Source organism: Micromonospora sp. NPDC049151, from assembly GCF_040648395.1.
Lineage (GTDB): Bacteria > Actinomycetota > Actinomycetes > Mycobacteriales > Micromonosporaceae > Micromonospora.
On sequence record NZ_JBEZDP010000008.1, the window covers coordinates 13,436 to 31,055 of the forward strand.

Below are 17,620 nucleotides of genomic sequence, written 5' to 3' on the forward strand. Positions count from 1 at the left end.
CGTTGACCAAAGAAGCTATATCGCGTTAGCCTCGGCGGGAATCGCGGGGGATCCGTGCGTCCTCGCGGACGATCGGCGGCCACCCGGTCCGCCCGGACGACCAGGAGCAGAGATGATCGAGACCAGGGGGCTGCGGAAGACGTACCGCTCCCGCGAGGGTCGCCAGACGAAGACCGTGGACGCGGTCCGCGGCGTCGACCTCGACGTCGCCGCGGGGGAGATCTTCGGCTTCCTCGGGCCCAACGGCGCCGGCAAGACCACCACGCTGCGGATGCTCGCCACCCTCATCGAGCCGGACGGCGGCCAGGCCACGGTGGCCGGCGCCGACCTGCGCAAGGACCCGGCCGAGGTGCGCCGCCGGATCGGCTACGTGGCCCAGGGCGGCAGCACCTGGGACGAGTCGACCGCCCGCGAGGAGCTGGTGCTCCAGGCCCGCCTCTACGGCATCGGCAAGGCCGAGGCGCACCGCCGTGCCGAGCGCGCGCTGGAAGCCTTCCAGCTCACCGAGTACGCCGACCGCAAGTGCAAGACCTACTCGGGCGGCCAGCGCCGGCGCGTCGAGATCGCGCTCGGCATCATCCACGAGCCGAAGATCGTCTTCCTGGACGAGCCGACCACCGGCCTCGACCCGCAGAGCCGCGCGCACATGTGGGACGAGATCCGCCGGCTGCGTACCGAGGGCATGACCGTCTTCATCACCACGCACTACCTGGACGAGGCGGACGCGCTCTGCGACCGCATCGCGATCATGGATCACGGCGAGGTGGTCGCCGAGGGCACACCCGCCGAGCTGAAGCGGGAGATCTCCGGCGAGGTGGTGATCGTCGGCCTGGACGCCCCGAGCACCCCGCGCGCCGCCGAGCTGCTCGACACCGAGGCGTACGTGAGCAAGCTGGAGACCGTCGACGAGGGTGGCCTGCGCCTCTACGTCGACGAGGGCGCCACCGCCATCCCGCAGGTGCTGCGCCGCCTCGACCACGCCGGGCTGGACCTGCGCTCGATCGAGCTGCACCGCCCCAGCCTCGACGACGTCTTCCTCACCAAGACCGGCCGCTCGCTGCGCGAGTCCTGACCTCCGGAGAAGCTGTCATGAAACTCGCCCGCGACACCTGGCTGATCTTCCAGCGCCAGACGCTGCTGCTCCTGCGCAACCCGGTGTGGATCTTCGTCGGCGTCTTCCAGCCGGTGATGTACCTGCTCCTGTTCGCCCCGCTGCTCAAGCCGGCACTGAACGCGCCCACCCAGGCCGCCGCGTACAAGATCTTCGTGCCCGGCCTGCTCGTGCTGCTGGCCATCTTCGGCGGCCTGTTCCAGGGCTTCGGCCTGATCGCCGAGCTGCGCGCCGGCGTCATCGAACGCTCCCGGGTCACCCCGGTCAGCCGGCTCGCGCTGCTGCTCGGCCGCTCGCTGCGCGACGTGGTCTCGCTGATCGTGCAGGCGGTCATCATCACGCTGCTGGCGCTCGCGTTCGACCTGCGCGTGTTCATCGGCAACCTGCTCCTGGCGTACCTGATGCTCGCCCTCATCGCGCTGATGACCTCGGCTGTCTCCTACGGCATCGCGCTCAAGGTCAAGAGCGAGGACGCGCTCGCCCCGCTGATGAACACCGTCGCGCAGCCGGTGCTGCTGCTCTCCGGCATCCTGCTGCCGCTCACCTTCGCGCCCGGCTGGCTCCAGGGCGTGGCCAAGTGGAACCCGTTCTCCTGGGCGGTCGAGGGCACCCGCGCGCTGTTCAACGGCGACCTGGGCAACGACCGGGTCTGGCAGGGCCTCGGCATCATCGCGGTACTCGCCGCCGCCGGCGTTTTCTGGGCCGCCCGCCAGTTCGCCCGCAGCGTCCGCTGAGCAGGGGAGACCTGCATCTCAGCAGGGGTGGGGCACCGGCCGGGCGCGCGTAGCCTCAGGCCGGTGCCTCGCCTCGCCCGTGACCGGATCACCTGGCTGACCTACGCCCAGCTCGGTCTGTGGGGCTTCTTCCTCTACGGGTTCGGCCCGGTCGTACCCCTGCTCCGCGACGAACAGGGCACCAGCGCCGCCGTCGCCGGCCTGCACAGCACCGGTATCGCCGTGGGCGCGCTCGCCGGCGGCGCGCTGTTCGCCCCGGTCGCCCGCCGCCTCGGGCGCGGCCCGGCCATCTGGCTCGGCCTCGCCGGTGTGGCCGCGGGTGCCACAGCGCTCGGCCTGCTCCGCCCGCTGCCGGCCACCATCCTCGCCGTAGCCGTCGTGGCCACCGCCGGCATGCTCGTCATCAGCGGCGTCAACGTGGTGCTCACCGCCCGGCACGGATCCGCCGCTCCGGCAGCGCTCACCGAGGCCAACGCCGCCTGCGCCGGCATGGGCATCCTGGCGCCGCTCGTCATCGGCGTCGGCGTCGGTGCCGGTCTCGGCTGGCGACCGCTGATGGCCGTCGAGGTCGGCCTGATCACGCTGGTCGCGCTCGCCGCCCTGGCTTTCCGGGTACGCGGGCCGCGACCCGCCTCCGCTGTCGCGGCTGCCGGCGCAGCCGTACCGGTGGCCGCCCCCACCCGGGTGCCCGCCTCCGGGGAGCGTTCGGCGTCGGGGCGGCTGCCGCGCGCGTACTGGATCGCCTGGATCTTGATGTCGGTCACCGGGTCGATCGAGGTCTGCCTGTCCCTGTGGACGGCCGACGTGCTGCGGACCCACGCCGGGCTGAGCGCGGGCGGGGCGTCGGCGGCGGTCGCCGCGATCGTCTGCGGCATGTTCGCCGGCCGGATCGCCGGTGGCCGGGCCGCGCTGCGCTGGGCGCCGGTGCCGCTGCTGCTCGGCGCGCTCACCGTCTCGCTGGCCGGGTTCGCGCTGTTCTGGGCCAGTACGGTCGGCTGGCTCGCGGTCATCGGGCTGGTGGTGCTCGGGCTCGGCAACGCGCTGCACTACCCGCTGGCGATCTCGATCGCGCTGGCCGTCGCCGGCCCGGCCGCCGACAAGGCGGCGGGCTGGTCGGCGTACTCGATGGGTGTGGGTTTCGGGATCGCGCCGGTGGCGCTCGGGTGGGTGGCCGACGGGGTCGGCCCGCACCCGGCGTTCCTGCTGCTGCCCGCGTTCATCGCGGTGGCGGTGCTGCTCACGGTGCGGCTGGGGCGTGCCCTGCGCCCGGCGGCCCTGCCGGCCTGAGAGCCGCAGGGCTTCAGCGCACCCGGGCGAGCGTGACCCCGTCGGCGATCGGAAGCATGACCGCCTCCACGCGGACATCAGCGACGACCGCGTCGTTGAAGGCGGCGATCGCCCGGTCGTCGGCGTCGCGCGGGGCCAGGACCCGGCCGTCGCGCAGCGTGTTGTCGACGGCGATCACCGCGCCGGGACGCATGCGGGGCACCAGCTCGTCCCAGTAGATCGGGTAGCCGACCTTGTCCGCGTCGATGAACGCGAAGTCCAGGTAACGCTCGCGGGGCAGCTCACGCAGCGTCTCCGCAGCCGGACCGATGCGCAGCTCGATCCGGTCCCGCACACCCGCGCGCTCCCAGTAGCGCCGGGCCACGCCGGTGTACTCCTCGGAGACGTCGAAGCAGGTCAGCCGGCCACCAGCGGCCAGCCCTCGCGCGATCGCCAGCGAGGAGAGGCCGGTGAACGTGCCCACCTCGACCGCCTGCCGTACGCCGAGCAGCCGGGTCAGGAACGTCAGGAACGCCGCCTGTTCCGGCGCGACCTGCATGACCGCCTCGGCCGGCAGGACCGCCCGGGTCTCCTCGGCCAGCTCCCGGACGATCTCGTCCGGCGCGGACCCGTGGGCCACCAGGTAGGCGTGCAGTTCCGGGGTGAGCGGCAGCGTCTTCGTGGTCATGACCGGACGTTAGCCGAGATGCTCGATCTCCTGGCCCCCGGGCGCGATCTTCGTCCACAGGTCGACGATGCTCAGCTCCACCTCGGCGAGCAGCCGGCGCAGCAGCGGCAGGGACAACCCCACCACGGTGCCCGGGTCACCCTCGATCCCGGTCAGGAACGCCCCGCCCAGCCCGTCGATGGTGAACGCGCCGGCCACCGCCAGCGGCTCACCCGTCGCCACGTACGCGGCGATCTCGTCGTCGCTGATGTCGGCGAAGTGCACGGTGGTGCTGGCGACCGCCTCGGCACGCGACTCGTGGGTCACATCGATCAGGCAGTGCCCGGTGTGCAGTACGCCGCTGCGCCCGCGCATCCGCTGCCACCGCCGGGTGGCGTCCGCCGCGTCATCCGGCTTGCCCAGGATCTCACCGTCGAAGGCCAGCACCGAGTCGCAGCCGAGCACCAGCGTGCGCTCGTCCGGCGAGGGCCGCAGCCGATCGCGTACCGCCTGCGCCTTCAACCGGGCCAGTTCCAGGCACAGATCCTCGGCCCGATCGCTCACCACCTGCGACTCGTCCACACCGCTGACCAGCACGTCGGGCTCGATCCCGGCGGCCTGGAGCAACTTGCGGCGGGCAGGGGACTGCGAGGCGAGCACGAGGCGCACCGGTACGGAGGTCGACACCCCGCCGACGCTACCGGCTGACCCTCGGCGGCGGGTCGTCGGCACGTCGGCGCCGACGCCAGAACAGGTACCCGCCGACCGCCGTCACCAGCACACCCAGTGTGGCGAGGCCGCGTACGGTTCCGCTGCCGTCGCCGTCCTTGTCCGGGGCTGCCTCCACCGATGCGGGTGGGGTGACGTTCGAGGACTCGAAGCCGAGCGGGGGGACGTCGGCGGTGAGCGCGGCGACCAGGTCGATGACGCCGTAGCCGTACTGGTCGTCGCGGCCTGGCGGTCCCTTGTCGACAGCTGTGGCGGTCAGTCGGTGGGCGACTTCGGCAGCAGGGAGGTTCGGGTACTTGGAGCGGATGAGAGCAGCAGCCCCGGCAACGATGGCGGTTGCGCTGGAGGTCCCGGTGCCCTTTGAGTACTTGCCGCCGTAGCTCGTGCTGTAGATATCGACAGCAGGAGCAACGACATCGATCTCGGGGCCGCTAACCGACACGGAGGCGTGCACACCGGCGCGGTCAACGCCTCCAACTGCGATAACCCCTGGCTCGCTGGCAGGGTATCCGACTTGTCCGTCTTCTGGTCTATTTCCGGCTGCTGCGACAATCACAATATCTGCTGCCAAGGCTGCGCGTATCGCTCGGGCTAGCGCAGGGCTTGATGCGCCACTGCTCGAAATGTTGATGACGGTCGCGCGGTGTGTGATGGCGAAGTCGATCGCCGTAGCTAGATCGTCAGGTCGCCCAATATTGTTCGCTCCAGACGATTGGATGGGGATTATTTTCGATCGAGGGGCGATCCCGATCGCTCCTGTACCGTCACTCTGACCATGGGCGGCGATAAGGCCGGCCATGCCCGTGCCATGACTGTTTTCGTCATCACGGCCGTCTCCGAAAGATCCAGGGAGTGTGGAAGTTCCAGCTAGCAGGTTATTGCGCAGGTCTGGGTGTGCGGAGACGCCCGTATCGGGGACCGCGACCAGTACTCCATCGCCTTGAGAGATTGAGTTGGCAACGTCTGCCTTTAGGTAGCGAAGGTGCCACTGATCCCCCCTTATTCGGTTGCCTGCTTCAATGGATGGCTCAAGGAGGGTCTGGTGCCCTGGTGTGGCCACGAGCAGGGTTAGGAGGGTCGCAGCGATTGATTGCGTTGCGCTCACCGATTGAAGCCGATTGCCGGACCTGGGTCTATCGGTCCACCATCTTCGGGGGGAAGCATAACTGGATCGACGCCTTGGTTTGTCTCCCATGGGTGATCGGCGTCCCAGATTGGCTTGCCATCCTTGTCCAGATCCTGCCGGTTTCCGGAGTTAAGATTCGCCGCCCCCGAGGGGGATCCGCCGATCGGGAAGGACCCTTGACCAACTCCGGGATTCGCGCTCCGCCCGATTCCCGGCCTAGATCCTGCGGCGCCACTGGGGGCCGTACCTGCTCCGCCACCGCCGATTACTCCACCCACCGGGTTAACCCGCCGTGCAGAACTTGAGGCGGGCGGGCTGATTCCTTGGGCCGGCGGCACTCCTAGGAACCCATTGGGCAAAGCTTGACGCCCAACGTTGCCTGAAGGTGGGCGAGGCGTCCTGAGTTCATCGCTGGGAAGGCTCGGATATCCCGGCTTTAACGGGCGATTGATTGGGCTCCGTCCGATATTTGTCGTCGGTGGAAGGCCGATCTGCGCCCCGGTTCCAGGTGTGGCGGGGGACGCCGGGATGATCGATGGCGATGGTGTCAGAGGCGGTGCTTGCGCCGTTCCTGATCCGGCCCCTCCCAGTATCGGTCCCACGTTGTTTGAAGGGCTGGTCGGCGGCTTCGCTTCTGATGAGTAGATCGGTGGCTGCTTGGCGAGTGGCCGTCGTGCTGAGCTAGAGAGCTGGACTGGCACGACTGGCGGGATGACCGGTGGAACCTCGCCGTAGGCGTCAGGATCGTTGATCTGGCGGCCTGGGAGGCCTGAGCGGACTGGCGCAGGCGGGCGCTGGAGCATGACCTGGGCCTGCTGGAGTTCGCCGCTCAACCCCGTCATCAACCCGCGTGCCCGTACGTTCAACTGCTCCAGGTCGTCGTCGGTCACCGGGGGCCGCTCCGGTAAACGGCTGCCCGCCACCGCCTTCGTGTCGGCGATCGTCGCCTCGTACGCCTGCTTCTGCCGCAGCTTCTTCTCGTACTCCTCGCGCAGTGGTTGCAGTTCGCTCCGCGCGCTGCCGATGGCGCGGGCGGCGGCCGCCAGCGCGTCGTAGTTCGCGGCTGCGGCGTCGTGGGTGCGCTGCACGCGGTCGATGAGCTGGTCGAGTTCGGCGATGTACGCCCGCGCGGCGGCGTTGGTCTGCGGCGGCCATGCCTCGGCCAGGCCGCGCCGGTATTCCCGTAGGCGGCTCAGGTGGGTCAGGGCGAGGTCGCAGACCTTGCGCCATCCGGCCACCTGCTTCCACTGGCCGGCGGTGTCCTGGTCCTGCACGCACGCCCACATGCTGAGGACGTCCATCAGCCGCCAGTCGGTCAGCCCGGAGGTGCGTCCGCTGCCTCGTTCGATCACGGCAGGATCACCCGGCTCTGCTCGGGGGCGGTGGGGTCGGCGAGAGGTGGCATCGGGCGGGCGACGGTGCCGGACGGCCCCGCGAGTGCTCGTTCCACGTCCGCCACGCGGGCGGAGGAGAACGCGTCGGTGTCGTCGTAGCGGGCGGCGATCCGTCCGGCGGCGTCGGCGAGCCGGCCGGTCGCGGGTGCGAGATCCCACACGGCGCTGACCGCCGCCGTCTGGGTGTCGTGGTGGGCCTGGAGGAACTGCACCAGCTCGATGAAGGCGTCAGCCGGGTTGGGCACCGGGGCCTTCATGTCGTCGGCGATGTAGGACAGGTGCGGCGCGTAGTTGCGTGTCACCTCGTCCTGGAGGCGGTCGGCGAACTCCCGCATCTGCCGGATGTCGGCCTCGATGCCGCCGTAGCCACGCAGCCAGCCGGCTGGCTGGTTGTCCTCCGGGATCATCGAGCCTCCTGCCCGTCACCACACGGTTTCCCTGAGTGAGGTTAATGGCTCCACGGGGATCCCGGCAGCCCCACACGGGGGCCGCGGGCGGAACGGGACGTCAGCGGGGCAGGCCGGAGGCCCGCCACGCGCCGGGGCCGGCGATCGGGCCGGCCGGCGCGGGCCGCGCGCTGCGCGCCCAGTGCGACACGGGGGTCGGCGCGGCGGCCTGGGCCGGGCGGGTGCGCACCACGATCGCGCCGACCAGAGCGGCCAGCTCCTCGGCGGTGGGCACGCCACGGACGATCCGGAACAGCGGCTCCTCGGCAGACATGACCCAAGGGTACGCGTCGTGAATTCGACCTTCGGCGTACAGTGGCGTGCCGACGGTGTGGGCGTCGCAGCGGCCGGGTACGGTTCTCTGCGATGTCGAACGCGCTCCCCCAACTCGTCGCCGACCGGTACCGGCTTCTCACGCCGCTCGGTCAAGGCGGCATGGGCCGCGTCTGGAAGGCGCGGGACGAGGTGCTGCACCGGGACGTGGCCATCAAGGAACTGGTCCCACCCCCAGGTCTCACCCCGGACGAGCGCCGCGAGATGCGCGAACGTTCGCTGCGTGAGGCGCGGGCGATCGCCCGCCTCAACAACATCAACGTGGTCCGCATCTTCGACGTGCTGCGCACCGACGGCGATCCGTGGATCGTCATGGAGTACGTGGCGTCGAAGTCGTTGCAGGACACCATCGCCGAGGACGGCCCGGTCACCCCGGCCAAGGCGGTCGAGATCGGCCTCGGCGTGCTGAACGCGCTGAATGCCGCGCACAAGGCGGGCATCATGCACCGCGACGTCAAGCCGGGCAACGTGCTGCTCGGCGAGGACGGCCGCGTGGTGCTCACCGACTTCGGCCTGGCCACCATCCCGGGCGACCCGAACGTGACCCGCACCGGCATGGTGCTGGGCTCGCCCGCGTACATCTCCCCGGAGCGCGCCCGCGACGGCACGGCCGGGCCGGAGGCCGACCTCTGGTCGCTCGGCGCCACGCTCTACGCGGCGGTCGAGGGCAAGTCGCCGTACGCGCGCCCGTCCGCGATCGCCACGCTGGCCGCGCTCGCCACCGAGCCGATGCCGCCGCCGCGTAACGCCGGGCCGCTCAAGCCGGTGCTCCAGGGCCTGCTGCGCAAGGACCCGGACGAGCGGATCACCGCCGAGGTGGCCGAGCGCATGCTGCGCAAGGCCGCCGGGCGGCGGGCCAAGAGCATCTCGCTGCTGGACGGCGTACGCCGGCCGGGGCCGAACGGTCCGCGCGTGCCGCGCCCGCCGCTGGTGCCCGCGCCGCGCCCGGCCGACCAGGCGGAGCGTGCGGCCACCTCGGGGTCCGGGGTCGCCGCAACCGGGGGTACGGCGGCGGCAGCCGCCGACCCGACGGCGAAGGTGCCGGCGCCCACTCCGGACGCCGGGCCCACCGCGAAGGTGACCCCGCCGCCCGCCGACCCGACGGCGAAGCTCGACCCGGCGCCCTCGACCGACGAGACGCTTGTGGACGACGAGGCCCGGGTGGACGGCGTCGACCCGGCGCTCGACGAGACACGGCTCGACGGCGAGCCGGTGCCGGTCAGCCCGGCCGCTTCCGGTTCCGCGCCGGTCAGCCCGGCTCCGGCCCCCGCCGATCCGGCGCCGTCGACCGGCCGGGCCACTGTGCTGCCGGTCGAGAAGGCCCCGCCCAACCGGCGCAACCTGCTGATCGGCGCTCTGGTCCTGCTGCTGCTCGTCGGCCTGGTCGTGGCCGTGCCGCTGCTGAGCAACGGTGACGACGGCGACGGCGGTGAGCCGACGGCCGGCACCTCGGCGTCGGCGGCGCCACCGCCCGCGCCGAGCGAGAGCTCGTCGCCGAGCGCCCCGGCGACGAGTGCGTCGGCCAGCCCGTCTCCCTCGGCGAGCCCGTCGGCGTCCGGGGCGGCCGCGTTGCCGGCCGGCTGGCGTCTCTACACCGGCCCGAACGGCTTCAAGGTGCCGATCCCGGACAACTTCCAGGCGCGGGTGGGCAGCGACAACGTCGTGCTCTACGAGGTCGGCGGCAGCCGGCGGGTGCTGTTCATCCAGTGGACGCCGAACCCGAAGCCGGACGCGTACGCCGACTGGCAGGGCCAGGAGAAGTACCGCGCTTCGCGCGTCCGGGACTACAAGCTGGTCGACATCACCAAGTGCGACCCCTACTTCCGCACCTGCGCCGACTGGGACTGGCTGGAGACGCGCAACGGCGACACCCGCTTCCACGTGCGTAACCGTGGTGTGGCGACCGCCAGCAACCGGGGCTTCGCGCTGCGCTGGGAGGTGCCCGCGAAGGACTGGGACGCCAACCTGGCCAACTGGGAGATCATCACCAAGGGCTTCGTGCCGGACCGCAAGAACTGATCGGGAATCCCGCCGGTCACGAAACTCGCTCGCATGGCTTTCCGTCGTCGGGGGTATGAATCCTCCGACGACGGAAGGAGGCGCGACATGGGTTACCGACGGAGGTACACCGGCCCGCGGCTGGCACTGTGGATGCTCGTTGCGCTCGGCGACGTCGTACTGCTCCTGATCAGCGCCGGCCTGTCCGCGCCGGTCGCGGTGCTCGGCGTGTTGACGCTCACGGTCGCCGGTGTGGCGGCGTGGCGCCTGACGCGCCGCACGCCGGTGCCCGTCCCGGCCACCGCGCGCCGCAGAGCCTGACCGGGTACGACGACAGTGGGACCGCCCCTGTGAGGAGGCGGTCCCACTTGTGTCGCGCGTACGTCAGGCGGTGTTGTTCGCCAGCGCGATCAGCCGGCTGCGGTCACCGTTCCAGTAGTTGCGGTCGACGTTGCCGCTGATCCCGGAGACGGCGCCGGTGCTTGTGTACTGCCAGAAGCTCCACACCGGGGCGCCGGCCGGCAGCGTGCCGGGGGCGCTGGCCCAGCGGGCGAGCCACAGCGGGTGGTTGGCCCACGGGCCGGTCCAGCTGCCGGTGCACTGGTTCCACCAGCTCGTGGTGGTGTAGATGACCGCGTACCGGCCGGTGCGGGAGCGGTAGGTGCTGAGGAAGTCCTGGATCCAGTTGCGCATGCCGGTGGTGCTCAGGCCGTAGCAGTAGCCGCCGCTGTACGGGTTGCCCTCGATGTCCAGCGCGGCGGGAAGCGTACGGCTGTCGGCCGACCAGGCGCCGCCGTTGCTGGCCAGGTAGTTGGCCTGGGTGGAACCGGCGGAGATGTTCGGCCGGGCGAAGTGGTACGCCCCGCGGATGACCCCGGCGTTGTACGCGTTGACGTAGTTCGCGTTGAAGTTCGGGTCCTTGTAGCTCGTGCCCTCGGTGGCCTTGATGAAGGCGAACTGGATTCCCGAGTTGCGGACGCTGGTCCAGTTGATGCTGCCCTGGTAGCGGGAGACGTCGATCCCGGGCGTGGTCGCGGCGGCGGCCGGTCCGGCGGTCGCCACGAGGGCCACGGCCGCGGTGGCGGCGGCGGCCAGGCCGGCGGCGAGAAGCCGGCGTACGGAGAGTCTGGTACGGGCCATGATTGCCTCCAGAGGGACATCCACTGATTGATGCCCATCTTTGGAGGTTAGTGCCCTAGATCGCAATAGGAAGAAAGGAAATTTTCATCGACGGTCGTCGTTCGCCCAGGTGGCGCGACAGTTGCGGATCAGCGCAGGTCGCTCGGGTCCATCGCCCAACGGAACGGCTCGGTGACACTGAGCGTCTCACCCGCCTTGGCGACGGCATCCTCGACGTAGTGCGCGCCGTCGAGCCGGTGCAGCCGCAGCGAGTGGCTGTCGCCGTCCTGCTCGACGAGCAGGTACCACGGTATTCGGGCGATCGCGTAGAGCTGCATTTTGACCAGCCGGTCAGCGGCGGCGTTGCCGGGCGAGACGATCTCGCCGACAAGCGCCACGCGATCGGCGTCGAGGATCACGCCGTCGTCGTCGGCGTCCGTGACGACGAGGTCCGGGATCACGATCCGGTCCACGCCCAGCCGCACATTGATGGCGTCGTAGACGAACAGGCCGGACGGCTCGGCCGCCAGCTCCACGGAGTTCGCCAGTCGTCGCGCCACCCGCTGGTGCCGTCGGCTCGGGGCAGGGCTCACGATCAGGCTCCCGTCGAGCAGTTCGATGCGGTCGCGGCTGTCGCTCAACGCGAGGTAGTCGGCCTCGGTCCACGGACCGACGTGCGAGCTGTAGGGCTCCAAGGGAGCTGCGCTCACCGACCTCACCTCCGCTCCGGCGCCTCGTCCGATCAGTCTCACACTTTATGAGACTCGGCCGGTCGAGCGACACGGCTCGGGGCGGTAGGCTCCCCGCCCATGCCCCTGATCGACGGCCTCACCACGCTCTGGGACACGCTATTGAGCGCCCAGCCGGACCCGCCGCCGCTGCTCGTGGTGGTCACCGCCGTGGTCGCGCTCGCGGTGGTCGTGGCCCGGCTGCCCTGGCGGATCGCCCGTAACGCGGTGACCATCGCGCACGAGGGCGGCCACGCGCTCGTCGCGTTGCTCACCGGCCGGCGGCTGCACGGCATCCGGCTGCACTCGGACACCTCCGGGCTCACGCTCTCCGCCGGCCGTCCCACCGGTCCCGGCATGATCCTCACGCTGCTCGCCGGATACGTCGCGCCGTCGCTGCTCGGTCTCGGCGGCGCGTGGCTGCTGGCCGGGAACCGGATCACGCTGCTGCTCTGGCTCGCGGTGGCGCTGCTGCTGGCCATGCTGGTGATGATCCGCAACCTGTTCGGCGTGCTGTCGCTGCTGGTCACCGGCGGCGTGGTGCTCGCCGTCTCCTGGTACACCTCGCCCGAGGTGCAGGCCGCGTTCGCCTGGACGTCGGTCTGGTTCCTGCTGATCGGCGGCGTACGGCCGGTGTTCGAGCTGCACCGGCAACGTGCCCGGGGCCGGATGCCGCAGTCCGACGCCGACCAGCTCGCCCGGATCACGCCGTTCCCGGCGCTGTTCTGGGTGGGCCTGTTCCTGCTGGTGACAGTGGGCGCGCTGGCCGCCGGCGCGCTGCTGCTGGCCGGCCCGATCCTGGCCGACGCGGGGCTCACCGGCTGACCGTGCCGAGCCGCACCGCTGCGGACCGCGCCGAGCCGGCCCGCAGCGCGCCGTATCGCGTCGCGGAGCGGGCCGCTACGCGGCAGGGCAGAATCGGACCGTGCGATACGTGATCATCGGAGCGGGCGCGGTCGGCGGCACCATCGGCGTACTCCTGGCCGAGGCCGGCCGTGACGTGACGCTCGTGGCGCGCGGCGCGCACCTGGACGCGCTGCGGGAGCGGGGTCTGACGCTGCGCACGCCGGACCGCGACGTCACCGGCCGGCTCCCGGCGGTGGCCGGGCCGGACGGGCCGCCGCTGCCGGCGGACACCGTGCTGGTCCTCACCGTGAAGTCGCAGGACACCGTGGGGGCGCTCACCGCCTGGGCGGACGCCCCGGTCGAGGGCGGCGGCACGGCGGGCGAACGGCTGCCGGTCGTGCTGGCGCAGAACGGTGTCGCCAACGAGCCGGCCGCGCTGCGGCTCTTCGCCCGCGTGCACCCGGTGTGCGTGTGGCTTCCCGCCACCCACCTGGAGCCGGGCGTGGTGGTCGCCAGCGGGCATCCGCACCCCGGCATGCTGCACATCGGCCGGTATCCGAGCGGCGCCGACGACACCAGCCGGGCCGTCGCCGCCGACCTGACCGCCGCCGGGTTCGTCGCGCCGGTCCGCGACGACGTGATGCGCTGGAAGTACGGCAAGCTGCTCGCCAACCTCGGCAACGGCCTCCAGGCGCTGCTCGGCCGGGACGTGCCCGAAGCCCTGTCGAAGCGGGTACGCGCCGAGGGCGAGGCGGCGCTCGCCGCCGCCGGCATCGCCCACACCTCGGTCGAGGAGGAGGCCGCCGAACGCGGCGACCGGGTGGCGCACCGACCGGTGGGCGGCGAGGAACGCTCCGGCGGCTCCACCTGGCAGAGCCTGGCCCGTGGCGCGGGCTCGGTCGAGACCGATCACCTCAACGGCGAGATCGTGCTGCTCGGGCGCCTGCACGGCGTGCCCACCCCGGCCAACGCGGCGGTGCAGACGGCGGTCCGCCGGGCGGTCCGCGACCGGATCCCGGCCGGCGGCTTCCCGCTCGGCGAGTTGGAGAAATTGCTCGGCTGAGGGGGCAACCCGCGCCGCGCCGCCAGGCGTGTCCCCTGACGAACACGGGGAGGTGGCAGGTGCCCGACAGCGACGGCTTCGACGAGTTCTACCGGGGCAGCCGACAACGGCTGCTGGGCTTCGTCTACGTGCTCACCGGCGACCTCGCCGAGGCGCAGGACGCCGTGCAGGAGGCGTACATCAGGGCCTGGCAACGGTGGTCCACGGTGCGCGGGTACGACGACCCGGAGTCCTGGGTGCGGGTGGTGGCGAGCCGGATCGCGGTGAGCCGCTGGCGCAGCCTGCGCAGCCGGGCGCGCGCCTACCTGCGGCACGGCGCGGTGGCGGACGTTCCGGCGCCGAGCACCGAGACGCTGGACGTGGTCGCCGCGCTGCGCCGGCTGCCCGAGGCCCAGCGCACCGCGATCGCCATGCACTACCTGCTCGGCATGCCGGTCGTCGAGGTGGCGCGGGAGACCGAGGCACCGATCGGCACCGTCAAGGCCCGGCTCTCCCGGGGGCGGACCGCGCTCGCCGGGCTGCTCGCCGTGGTGGACCTGGAGGAGGAGGCGGCAGATGCCTGACGACGTCGCACTCGTGGAGTTGCTGCACCGGGATCTGCGCAACGTCACCTGGCCGGAGCCGGAGGCGATCCGGGCCACGGCCCGGCGGCGCAGCCGACGCTCCGCCGCGCTCGCCGCGGCCTCGGTGGTGGTCGTCGCGGCGCTCACCGCGACCCTCGTGGACCGTGCTGGTGCGCCGCCACTGCCCGCCGCCGGTGCCGCCGATGGGCCGGGGGAGATCGTGGCCGAGGCGATGCTGGAACCGGCCGACGTCCCCGTGCCCACAGGCGAGCGGCTCAGCGAGACCGGCCTCGACGAGCCGGTCCGGGTCGACGACCTCCTCCAGGTCTGCGCCCGCGAGCAGGGGCGGCCGGCCGAGGAACCGCGCTCGCGCTACTCGCGGTCGCAGACCCTGATGGAACCGCCGACCGAGCCCGCTACGACCATCGGATCGGTCCTCACGCAGGACGTCTACCGGATGGAACCCGGGGCGGCGGGCCGGTTCGTCGCCGACCTGGAGGGCACTGTCGCGGTCTGCGGCGCGTGGCGGACGACCGGCCAGGCCTACACCGAGCGGGGGATGGTCAGCGCCGAGGTCGTGCACCGCTGGTACGTCGCGGCGACCGGCTTCGCCGGAGATGAGGCGCTGCTGCTGCGGCACGAGGCGAGCGTGCCGCCGGACGAGACGACCGGCCGGCCGCCCGGCTATGCGCCGTTGTTCGAGGACCGGCTGGTCGTACGGGTGGGTGACCTCGTGACGGTGCTGATCCCGTCCGGCCGGCTGCGGACCGACCTGCCCCAGGGCCAGGTGCCCGAGGCCAGGGTGACCGAGGAACAGGTGCGGCAGATGGCGCAGGTCGCGGCCGAGCGGATGTGCGTGGCCGCGAACCCGGGCTGCTGACGCCGGTGCCCCCGCCGCTTCAGCGTCGGGGGCACCGGGCCGGCTACAGCGGGATGTTGCCGTGCTTCTTCGGCGGCAGCGTCTCGCGCTTGGTGCGCAGCACCCGCAGCGCCCGCACGATCTGGGTACGCGTCTCGTGCGGCGGGATCACCCCGTCGACGTAGCCGCGCTCGGCCGCGATGTACGGGTTGGCGAGCGTGTTCTCGTACTCGGCGATCTTCTCGGCGCGCACGGCGGCCGGGTCCTCGGCGTTCGCCAGATCCGAGCGGTAGAGGATGTTCACCGCGCCCTGCGCGCCCATCACCGCGATCTGCGCGGTCGGCCAGGCGAAGTTCAGGTCCGCGCCGAGGTGCTTGGAACCCATCACGTCGTACGCGCCGCCGTACGCCTTGCGGGTGATGACTGTGACCTTCGGGACGGTGGCCTCGGCGTACGCGTAGATGAGCTTCGCGCCGCGGCGGATGATGCCGTCCCACTCCTGGCCGGTGCCGGGCAGGAAGCCGGGCACGTCCACGAAGGTCAGCACCGGGATGTTGAACGCGTCGCAGGTGCGCACGAACCGGGCCGCCTTCTCCGACGCGGCGATGTCGAGCGTGCCGGCGAACTGCATCGGCTGGTTCGCCACCACGCCCACCGGGCGCCCCTCGACGCGACCGAAACCGACCACCATGTTCTGCGCGTACAGGGGCTGCACCTCGAGGAACTCACCGTCGTCGAGCACGTGCTCGATGACCCGGTGCATGTCGTACGGCTGGTTGGCCGAATCCGGGATCAGCGTGTCCAGCTCCCGGTCGGAGTCGGTGACGTCGAGGACCGCCGGGGCGTCGAAGACCGGCGGCTCGTCCAGGTTGTTCGACGGCAGGTACGACAGCAGCGTCTTGACGTACTCGATCGCGTCCTCCTCGTCGGTGCCGAGGTAGTGCGCGTTGCCGCTGCGGGTGTTGTGGGTGCGGGCGCCGCCCAGCTCCTCCATGCCCACGTCCTCGCCGGTGACCGTCTTGATCACGTCGGGGCCGGTGATGAACATGTGCGAGGTCTGGTCGACCATGACTGTGAAGTCGGTGACCGCCGGGGAGTAGACGGCGCCGCCCGCGCACGGGCCCATGATGAGCGAGATCTGCGGGATGACGCCGCTGGCCCGCACGTTGCGGAAGAAGATCTCGCCGTAGAGGCCGAGGGACGTGACGCCCTCCTGGATCCGCGCGCCGCCGGAGTCGTTGATGCCGACGACCGGGCAGCCGATCTTCATGGCGAGGTCCATCAGCTTGACGATCTTCTCGCCGAAGACCTCGCCGAGGGAGCCGCCGAAGACGGTGAAGTCCTGCGAGAAGACGCAGACCTGCCGGCCGTCCACGGTGCCGTAGCCGGTCACCACGCCGTCCCCGTACGGGCGGGTCTTCTCCAGCCCGAAGTTCGTCGAGCGGTGCCGGGCGAACTCGTCCAGCTCGACGAACGAGCCTTCGTCGAGCAGCATCGCGATCCGCTCGCGGGCGGTCTTCTTGCCCCGTGCGTGCTGCTTCTCGACCGCCCGCGCCGACCCGGCGTGCACCGCCTCGTCGAGCCGTCGCTCCAGGTCCGCCAGCTTGCCGGCGGTGGTGTGGATGTTGAACCCGGTGTCGGTAGTCACCCGTGGAATATAACGATGGTTCAGGTGAAAGAGGCTGTGCAGTGCGCCTCACCGCTTCCCGGCGACCGGCGAGCCCGGTGGCCGTAGGCTGGCGGGATGCCCGGCTCGCCGTACACCGATCTGGACCGACCGCCGCTGTCGGCGGCCCGGCTGCGGCGCGCGCTGATCGCGCCGAACGGGCCCTGGCGCCGGCTGGAGCTGCGGGCCGAGACCGGCTCGACGAACGCGGACGCGGTGGCCGCGGCGCGGGCCGGTGAGCCGGAGGGCCTGGTGGTGGTCGCCGAGCGGCAGACCTCCGGCCGGGGGCGGCGGGGCCGCGTCTGGCAGTCGCCGCCGCGCGCCGGCCTCGCCACGAGCGTGCTGCTACGGCCGGGAGAGGCGGTCCCCGAGCGAGGCTGGGCGCCGGTGCCCGTCACCGCGTACGGCTGGCTGCCGCTGCTCGCCGGTGTCGCGCTGGTCGAGGCGGTACGCCTGCTGGCCGAGCTGGACGCGCGGCTGAAGTGGCCCAACGACCTGCTGGTGGACGGCGCGAAGTGCGCCGGGGTGCTGGCCGAGGCGGTGCCCGGGGAGACCGACCGGCCGCCCGCGATCGTGGTCGGTGTCGGGCTGAACGTGACGCTGCGCGCCGACGAGCTGCCGGAGAACCCGACCGGCCTGCCGGCCACCTCGCTCCAGCTCGCCGGCGCCACCGCCACCGACCGCGATCCGCTGCTGCGGGCGCTGCTGCGCTCGCTCGCCGACTGGTACGAGCGCTGGCGGGACGCCGGAGGCGACGCGGAGGCCAGCGGGCTGCGCGCGGCGTACCTGGCCGGGTGCGCCACGGTCGGCCGCCGGGTGCGGGTGCTGCTGCCCGACGGCAGCGAGGCGCACGGCACCGCTACCGGGGTGGACGCCGACGGGCAGCTCCTGGTCGAGACGGACGCCGACACGCTGCGGCTCGCCGCGGGAGACGTGCTGCACCTGCGGTGAAAGGAAGGGCACCCTCTTAAC

Annotated in this window: 19 protein-coding genes; 10 read left to right on the plus strand and 9 right to left on the minus strand. The window is 71.8% G+C overall.

The annotated features are described in order from the left end of the window. Positions 1–112 precede the first annotated feature (112 nt). The 3 genes from AB0B20_RS11620 to AB0B20_RS11630 all read left to right on the plus strand — a co-directional run bounded on the left by AB0B20_RS11620 (position 113) and on the right by AB0B20_RS11630 (position 3,132). Complete coding sequence (locus tag AB0B20_RS11620; RefSeq protein WP_357381555.1) at positions 113–1,072, plus strand: ATP-binding cassette domain-containing protein; 960 nt, start codon at positions 113–115, stop codon at positions 1,070–1,072. 17 nt (positions 1,073–1,089) lie between these two features. Then, positions 1,090–1,845 (plus strand): ABC transporter permease, encoded by a 756-nt coding sequence (locus AB0B20_RS11625; protein WP_116503979.1) that lies wholly within the window; start codon positions 1,090–1,092, stop codon positions 1,843–1,845. Between the two features lie 63 nt (positions 1,846–1,908). Further along, the gene (locus AB0B20_RS11630; RefSeq protein WP_357381557.1) at positions 1,909–3,132 is read left to right on the plus strand and encodes an MFS transporter; all 1,224 of its coding nucleotides are present in this window, start codon (positions 1,909–1,911) and stop codon (positions 3,130–3,132) included. A gap of 13 nt (positions 3,133–3,145) precedes the next feature. On the opposite strand, the gene AB0B20_RS11635 is transcribed toward AB0B20_RS11630, so the two are convergent. From AB0B20_RS11635 to AB0B20_RS11660, 6 genes are all read right to left on the minus strand, one after another. Continuing rightward, a complete protein-coding gene (locus AB0B20_RS11635; protein WP_357381559.1) occupies positions 3,146–3,799 on the minus strand; it encodes an O-methyltransferase in 654 nt (217 codons plus the stop codon). Positions 3,800–3,808: 9 nt separating this feature from the next. Then, the gene (locus AB0B20_RS11640; protein WP_357470056.1) at positions 3,809–4,465 is read right to left on the minus strand and encodes a Maf family protein; all 657 of its coding nucleotides are present in this window, start codon (positions 4,463–4,465) and stop codon (positions 3,809–3,811) included. A 10-nt stretch (positions 4,466–4,475) separates the two neighbouring features. Then, entirely contained in the window at positions 4,476–5,573 is a 1,098-nt protein-coding gene (locus AB0B20_RS11645) for a S8 family serine peptidase (RefSeq protein ID WP_357470346.1), read from the minus strand. A gap of 35 nt (positions 5,574–5,608) precedes the next feature. After that, entirely contained in the window at positions 5,609–6,985 is a 1,377-nt protein-coding gene (locus tag AB0B20_RS11650; protein ID WP_357470059.1) for a hypothetical protein, read from the minus strand. After that, the gene (locus tag AB0B20_RS11655) at positions 6,982–7,434 is read right to left on the minus strand and encodes a hypothetical protein (protein ID WP_357381567.1); all 453 of its coding nucleotides are present in this window, start codon (positions 7,432–7,434) and stop codon (positions 6,982–6,984) included. Before AB0B20_RS11655 ends, AB0B20_RS11650 begins: the two co-directional genes overlap by 4 nt. Before the next feature lie 100 nt (positions 7,435–7,534). Continuing rightward, positions 7,535–7,747, minus strand: coding sequence for an acyl-CoA carboxylase subunit epsilon (locus AB0B20_RS11660; protein ID WP_357470062.1), 213 nt, complete (start codon positions 7,745–7,747; stop codon positions 7,535–7,537). Between the two features lie 92 nt (positions 7,748–7,839). Between AB0B20_RS11660 and AB0B20_RS11665 the strand changes: the two genes are divergently transcribed. Continuing rightward, positions 7,840–9,825 carry a serine/threonine-protein kinase gene (locus tag AB0B20_RS11665; RefSeq protein WP_357470065.1) on the plus strand — a complete coding sequence of 662 codons (1,986 nt, stop codon included), beginning with the start codon at positions 7,840–7,842 and terminating at the stop codon, positions 9,823–9,825. Positions 9,826–9,912: 87 nt separating this feature from the next. After that, positions 9,913–10,125, plus strand: coding sequence for a hypothetical protein (locus AB0B20_RS11670; protein WP_091047495.1), 213 nt, complete (start codon positions 9,913–9,915; stop codon positions 10,123–10,125). 63 nt (positions 10,126–10,188) lie between these two features. Here AB0B20_RS11670 and AB0B20_RS11675 read toward each other — a convergent pair whose 3' ends face one another. Both AB0B20_RS11675 and AB0B20_RS11680 read right to left on the minus strand, forming a co-directional pair. Continuing rightward, positions 10,189–10,944: a GH25 family lysozyme gene (locus AB0B20_RS11675; protein WP_357381576.1), complete on the minus strand. Its 756-nt coding sequence runs from the start codon at positions 10,942–10,944 to the stop codon at positions 10,189–10,191. 128 nt (positions 10,945–11,072) lie between these two features. Continuing rightward, positions 11,073–11,633 (minus strand): Uma2 family endonuclease, encoded by a 561-nt coding sequence (locus AB0B20_RS11680; RefSeq protein ID WP_357470070.1) that lies wholly within the window; start codon positions 11,631–11,633, stop codon positions 11,073–11,075. Positions 11,634–11,732: 99 nt separating this feature from the next. Here AB0B20_RS11680 and AB0B20_RS11685 point away from each other — a divergent pair, with 99 nt between their 5' ends. The 4 genes from AB0B20_RS11685 to AB0B20_RS11700 all read left to right on the plus strand — a co-directional run bounded on the left by AB0B20_RS11685 (position 11,733) and on the right by AB0B20_RS11700 (position 15,003). Further along, positions 11,733–12,476, plus strand: a complete 744-nt coding sequence (locus AB0B20_RS11685) for a M50 family metallopeptidase (protein WP_357470072.1) — start codon at positions 11,733–11,735, stop codon at positions 12,474–12,476. A 100-nt stretch (positions 12,477–12,576) separates the two neighbouring features. After that, a complete protein-coding gene (locus AB0B20_RS11690; RefSeq protein ID WP_357470075.1) occupies positions 12,577–13,560 on the plus strand; it encodes a 2-dehydropantoate 2-reductase N-terminal domain-containing protein in 984 nt (327 codons plus the stop codon). A gap of 59 nt (positions 13,561–13,619) precedes the next feature. After that, positions 13,620–14,123, plus strand: coding sequence for a SigE family RNA polymerase sigma factor (locus AB0B20_RS11695; protein WP_357470078.1), 504 nt, complete (start codon positions 13,620–13,622; stop codon positions 14,121–14,123). After that, positions 14,116–15,003: a hypothetical protein gene (locus AB0B20_RS11700; protein ID WP_357470080.1), complete on the plus strand. Its 888-nt coding sequence runs from the start codon at positions 14,116–14,118 to the stop codon at positions 15,001–15,003. The genes AB0B20_RS11695 and AB0B20_RS11700 overlap by 8 nt, the downstream gene beginning before the upstream one ends. A gap of 43 nt (positions 15,004–15,046) precedes the next feature. On the opposite strand, the gene AB0B20_RS11705 is transcribed toward AB0B20_RS11700, so the two are convergent. Continuing rightward, the gene (locus AB0B20_RS11705) at positions 15,047–16,630 is read right to left on the minus strand and encodes an acyl-CoA carboxylase subunit beta (RefSeq protein WP_357470083.1); all 1,584 of its coding nucleotides are present in this window, start codon (positions 16,628–16,630) and stop codon (positions 15,047–15,049) included. A 96-nt stretch (positions 16,631–16,726) separates the two neighbouring features. Between AB0B20_RS11705 and AB0B20_RS11710 the strand changes: the two genes are divergently transcribed. Further along, complete coding sequence (locus AB0B20_RS11710) at positions 16,727–17,599, plus strand: biotin--[acetyl-CoA-carboxylase] ligase (protein ID WP_357470086.1); 873 nt, start codon at positions 16,727–16,729, stop codon at positions 17,597–17,599. Positions 17,600–17,620 lie beyond the last annotated feature (21 nt).

Bases quoted from the DNA above. Each gene is read 5' to 3' on its own strand.
- AB0B20_RS11660 (WP_357470062.1), bottom strand. From the start codon at position 7,747: ATGTCTGCCGAGGAGCCGCTGTTCCGGATCGTCCGTGGCGTGCCCACC.
- AB0B20_RS11655 (WP_357381567.1), bottom strand. From the start codon at position 7,434: ATGATCCCGGAGGACAACCAGCCAGCCGGCTGGCTGCGTGGCTACGGC.
- AB0B20_RS11710 (WP_357470086.1), top strand. From the start codon at position 16,727: ATGCCCGGCTCGCCGTACACCGATCTGGACCGACCGCCGCTGTCGGCG.
- AB0B20_RS11685 (WP_357470072.1), top strand. From the start codon at position 11,733: ATGCCCCTGATCGACGGCCTCACCACGCTCTGGGACACGCTATTGAGC.
- AB0B20_RS11670 (WP_091047495.1), top strand. From the start codon at position 9,913: ATGGGTTACCGACGGAGGTACACCGGCCCGCGGCTGGCACTGTGGATG.
- AB0B20_RS11700 (WP_357470080.1), top strand. From the start codon at position 14,116: ATGCCTGACGACGTCGCACTCGTGGAGTTGCTGCACCGGGATCTGCGC.
- AB0B20_RS11625 (WP_116503979.1), top strand. From the start codon at position 1,090: ATGAAACTCGCCCGCGACACCTGGCTGATCTTCCAGCGCCAGACGCTG.
- AB0B20_RS11635 (WP_357381559.1), bottom strand. From the start codon at position 3,799: ATGACCACGAAGACGCTGCCGCTCACCCCGGAACTGCACGCCTACCTG.
- AB0B20_RS11620 (WP_357381555.1), top strand. From the start codon at position 113: ATGATCGAGACCAGGGGGCTGCGGAAGACGTACCGCTCCCGCGAGGGT.
- AB0B20_RS11665 (WP_357470065.1), top strand. From the start codon at position 7,840: ATGTCGAACGCGCTCCCCCAACTCGTCGCCGACCGGTACCGGCTTCTC.
- AB0B20_RS11675 (WP_357381576.1), bottom strand. From the start codon at position 10,944: ATGGCCCGTACCAGACTCTCCGTACGCCGGCTTCTCGCCGCCGGCCTG.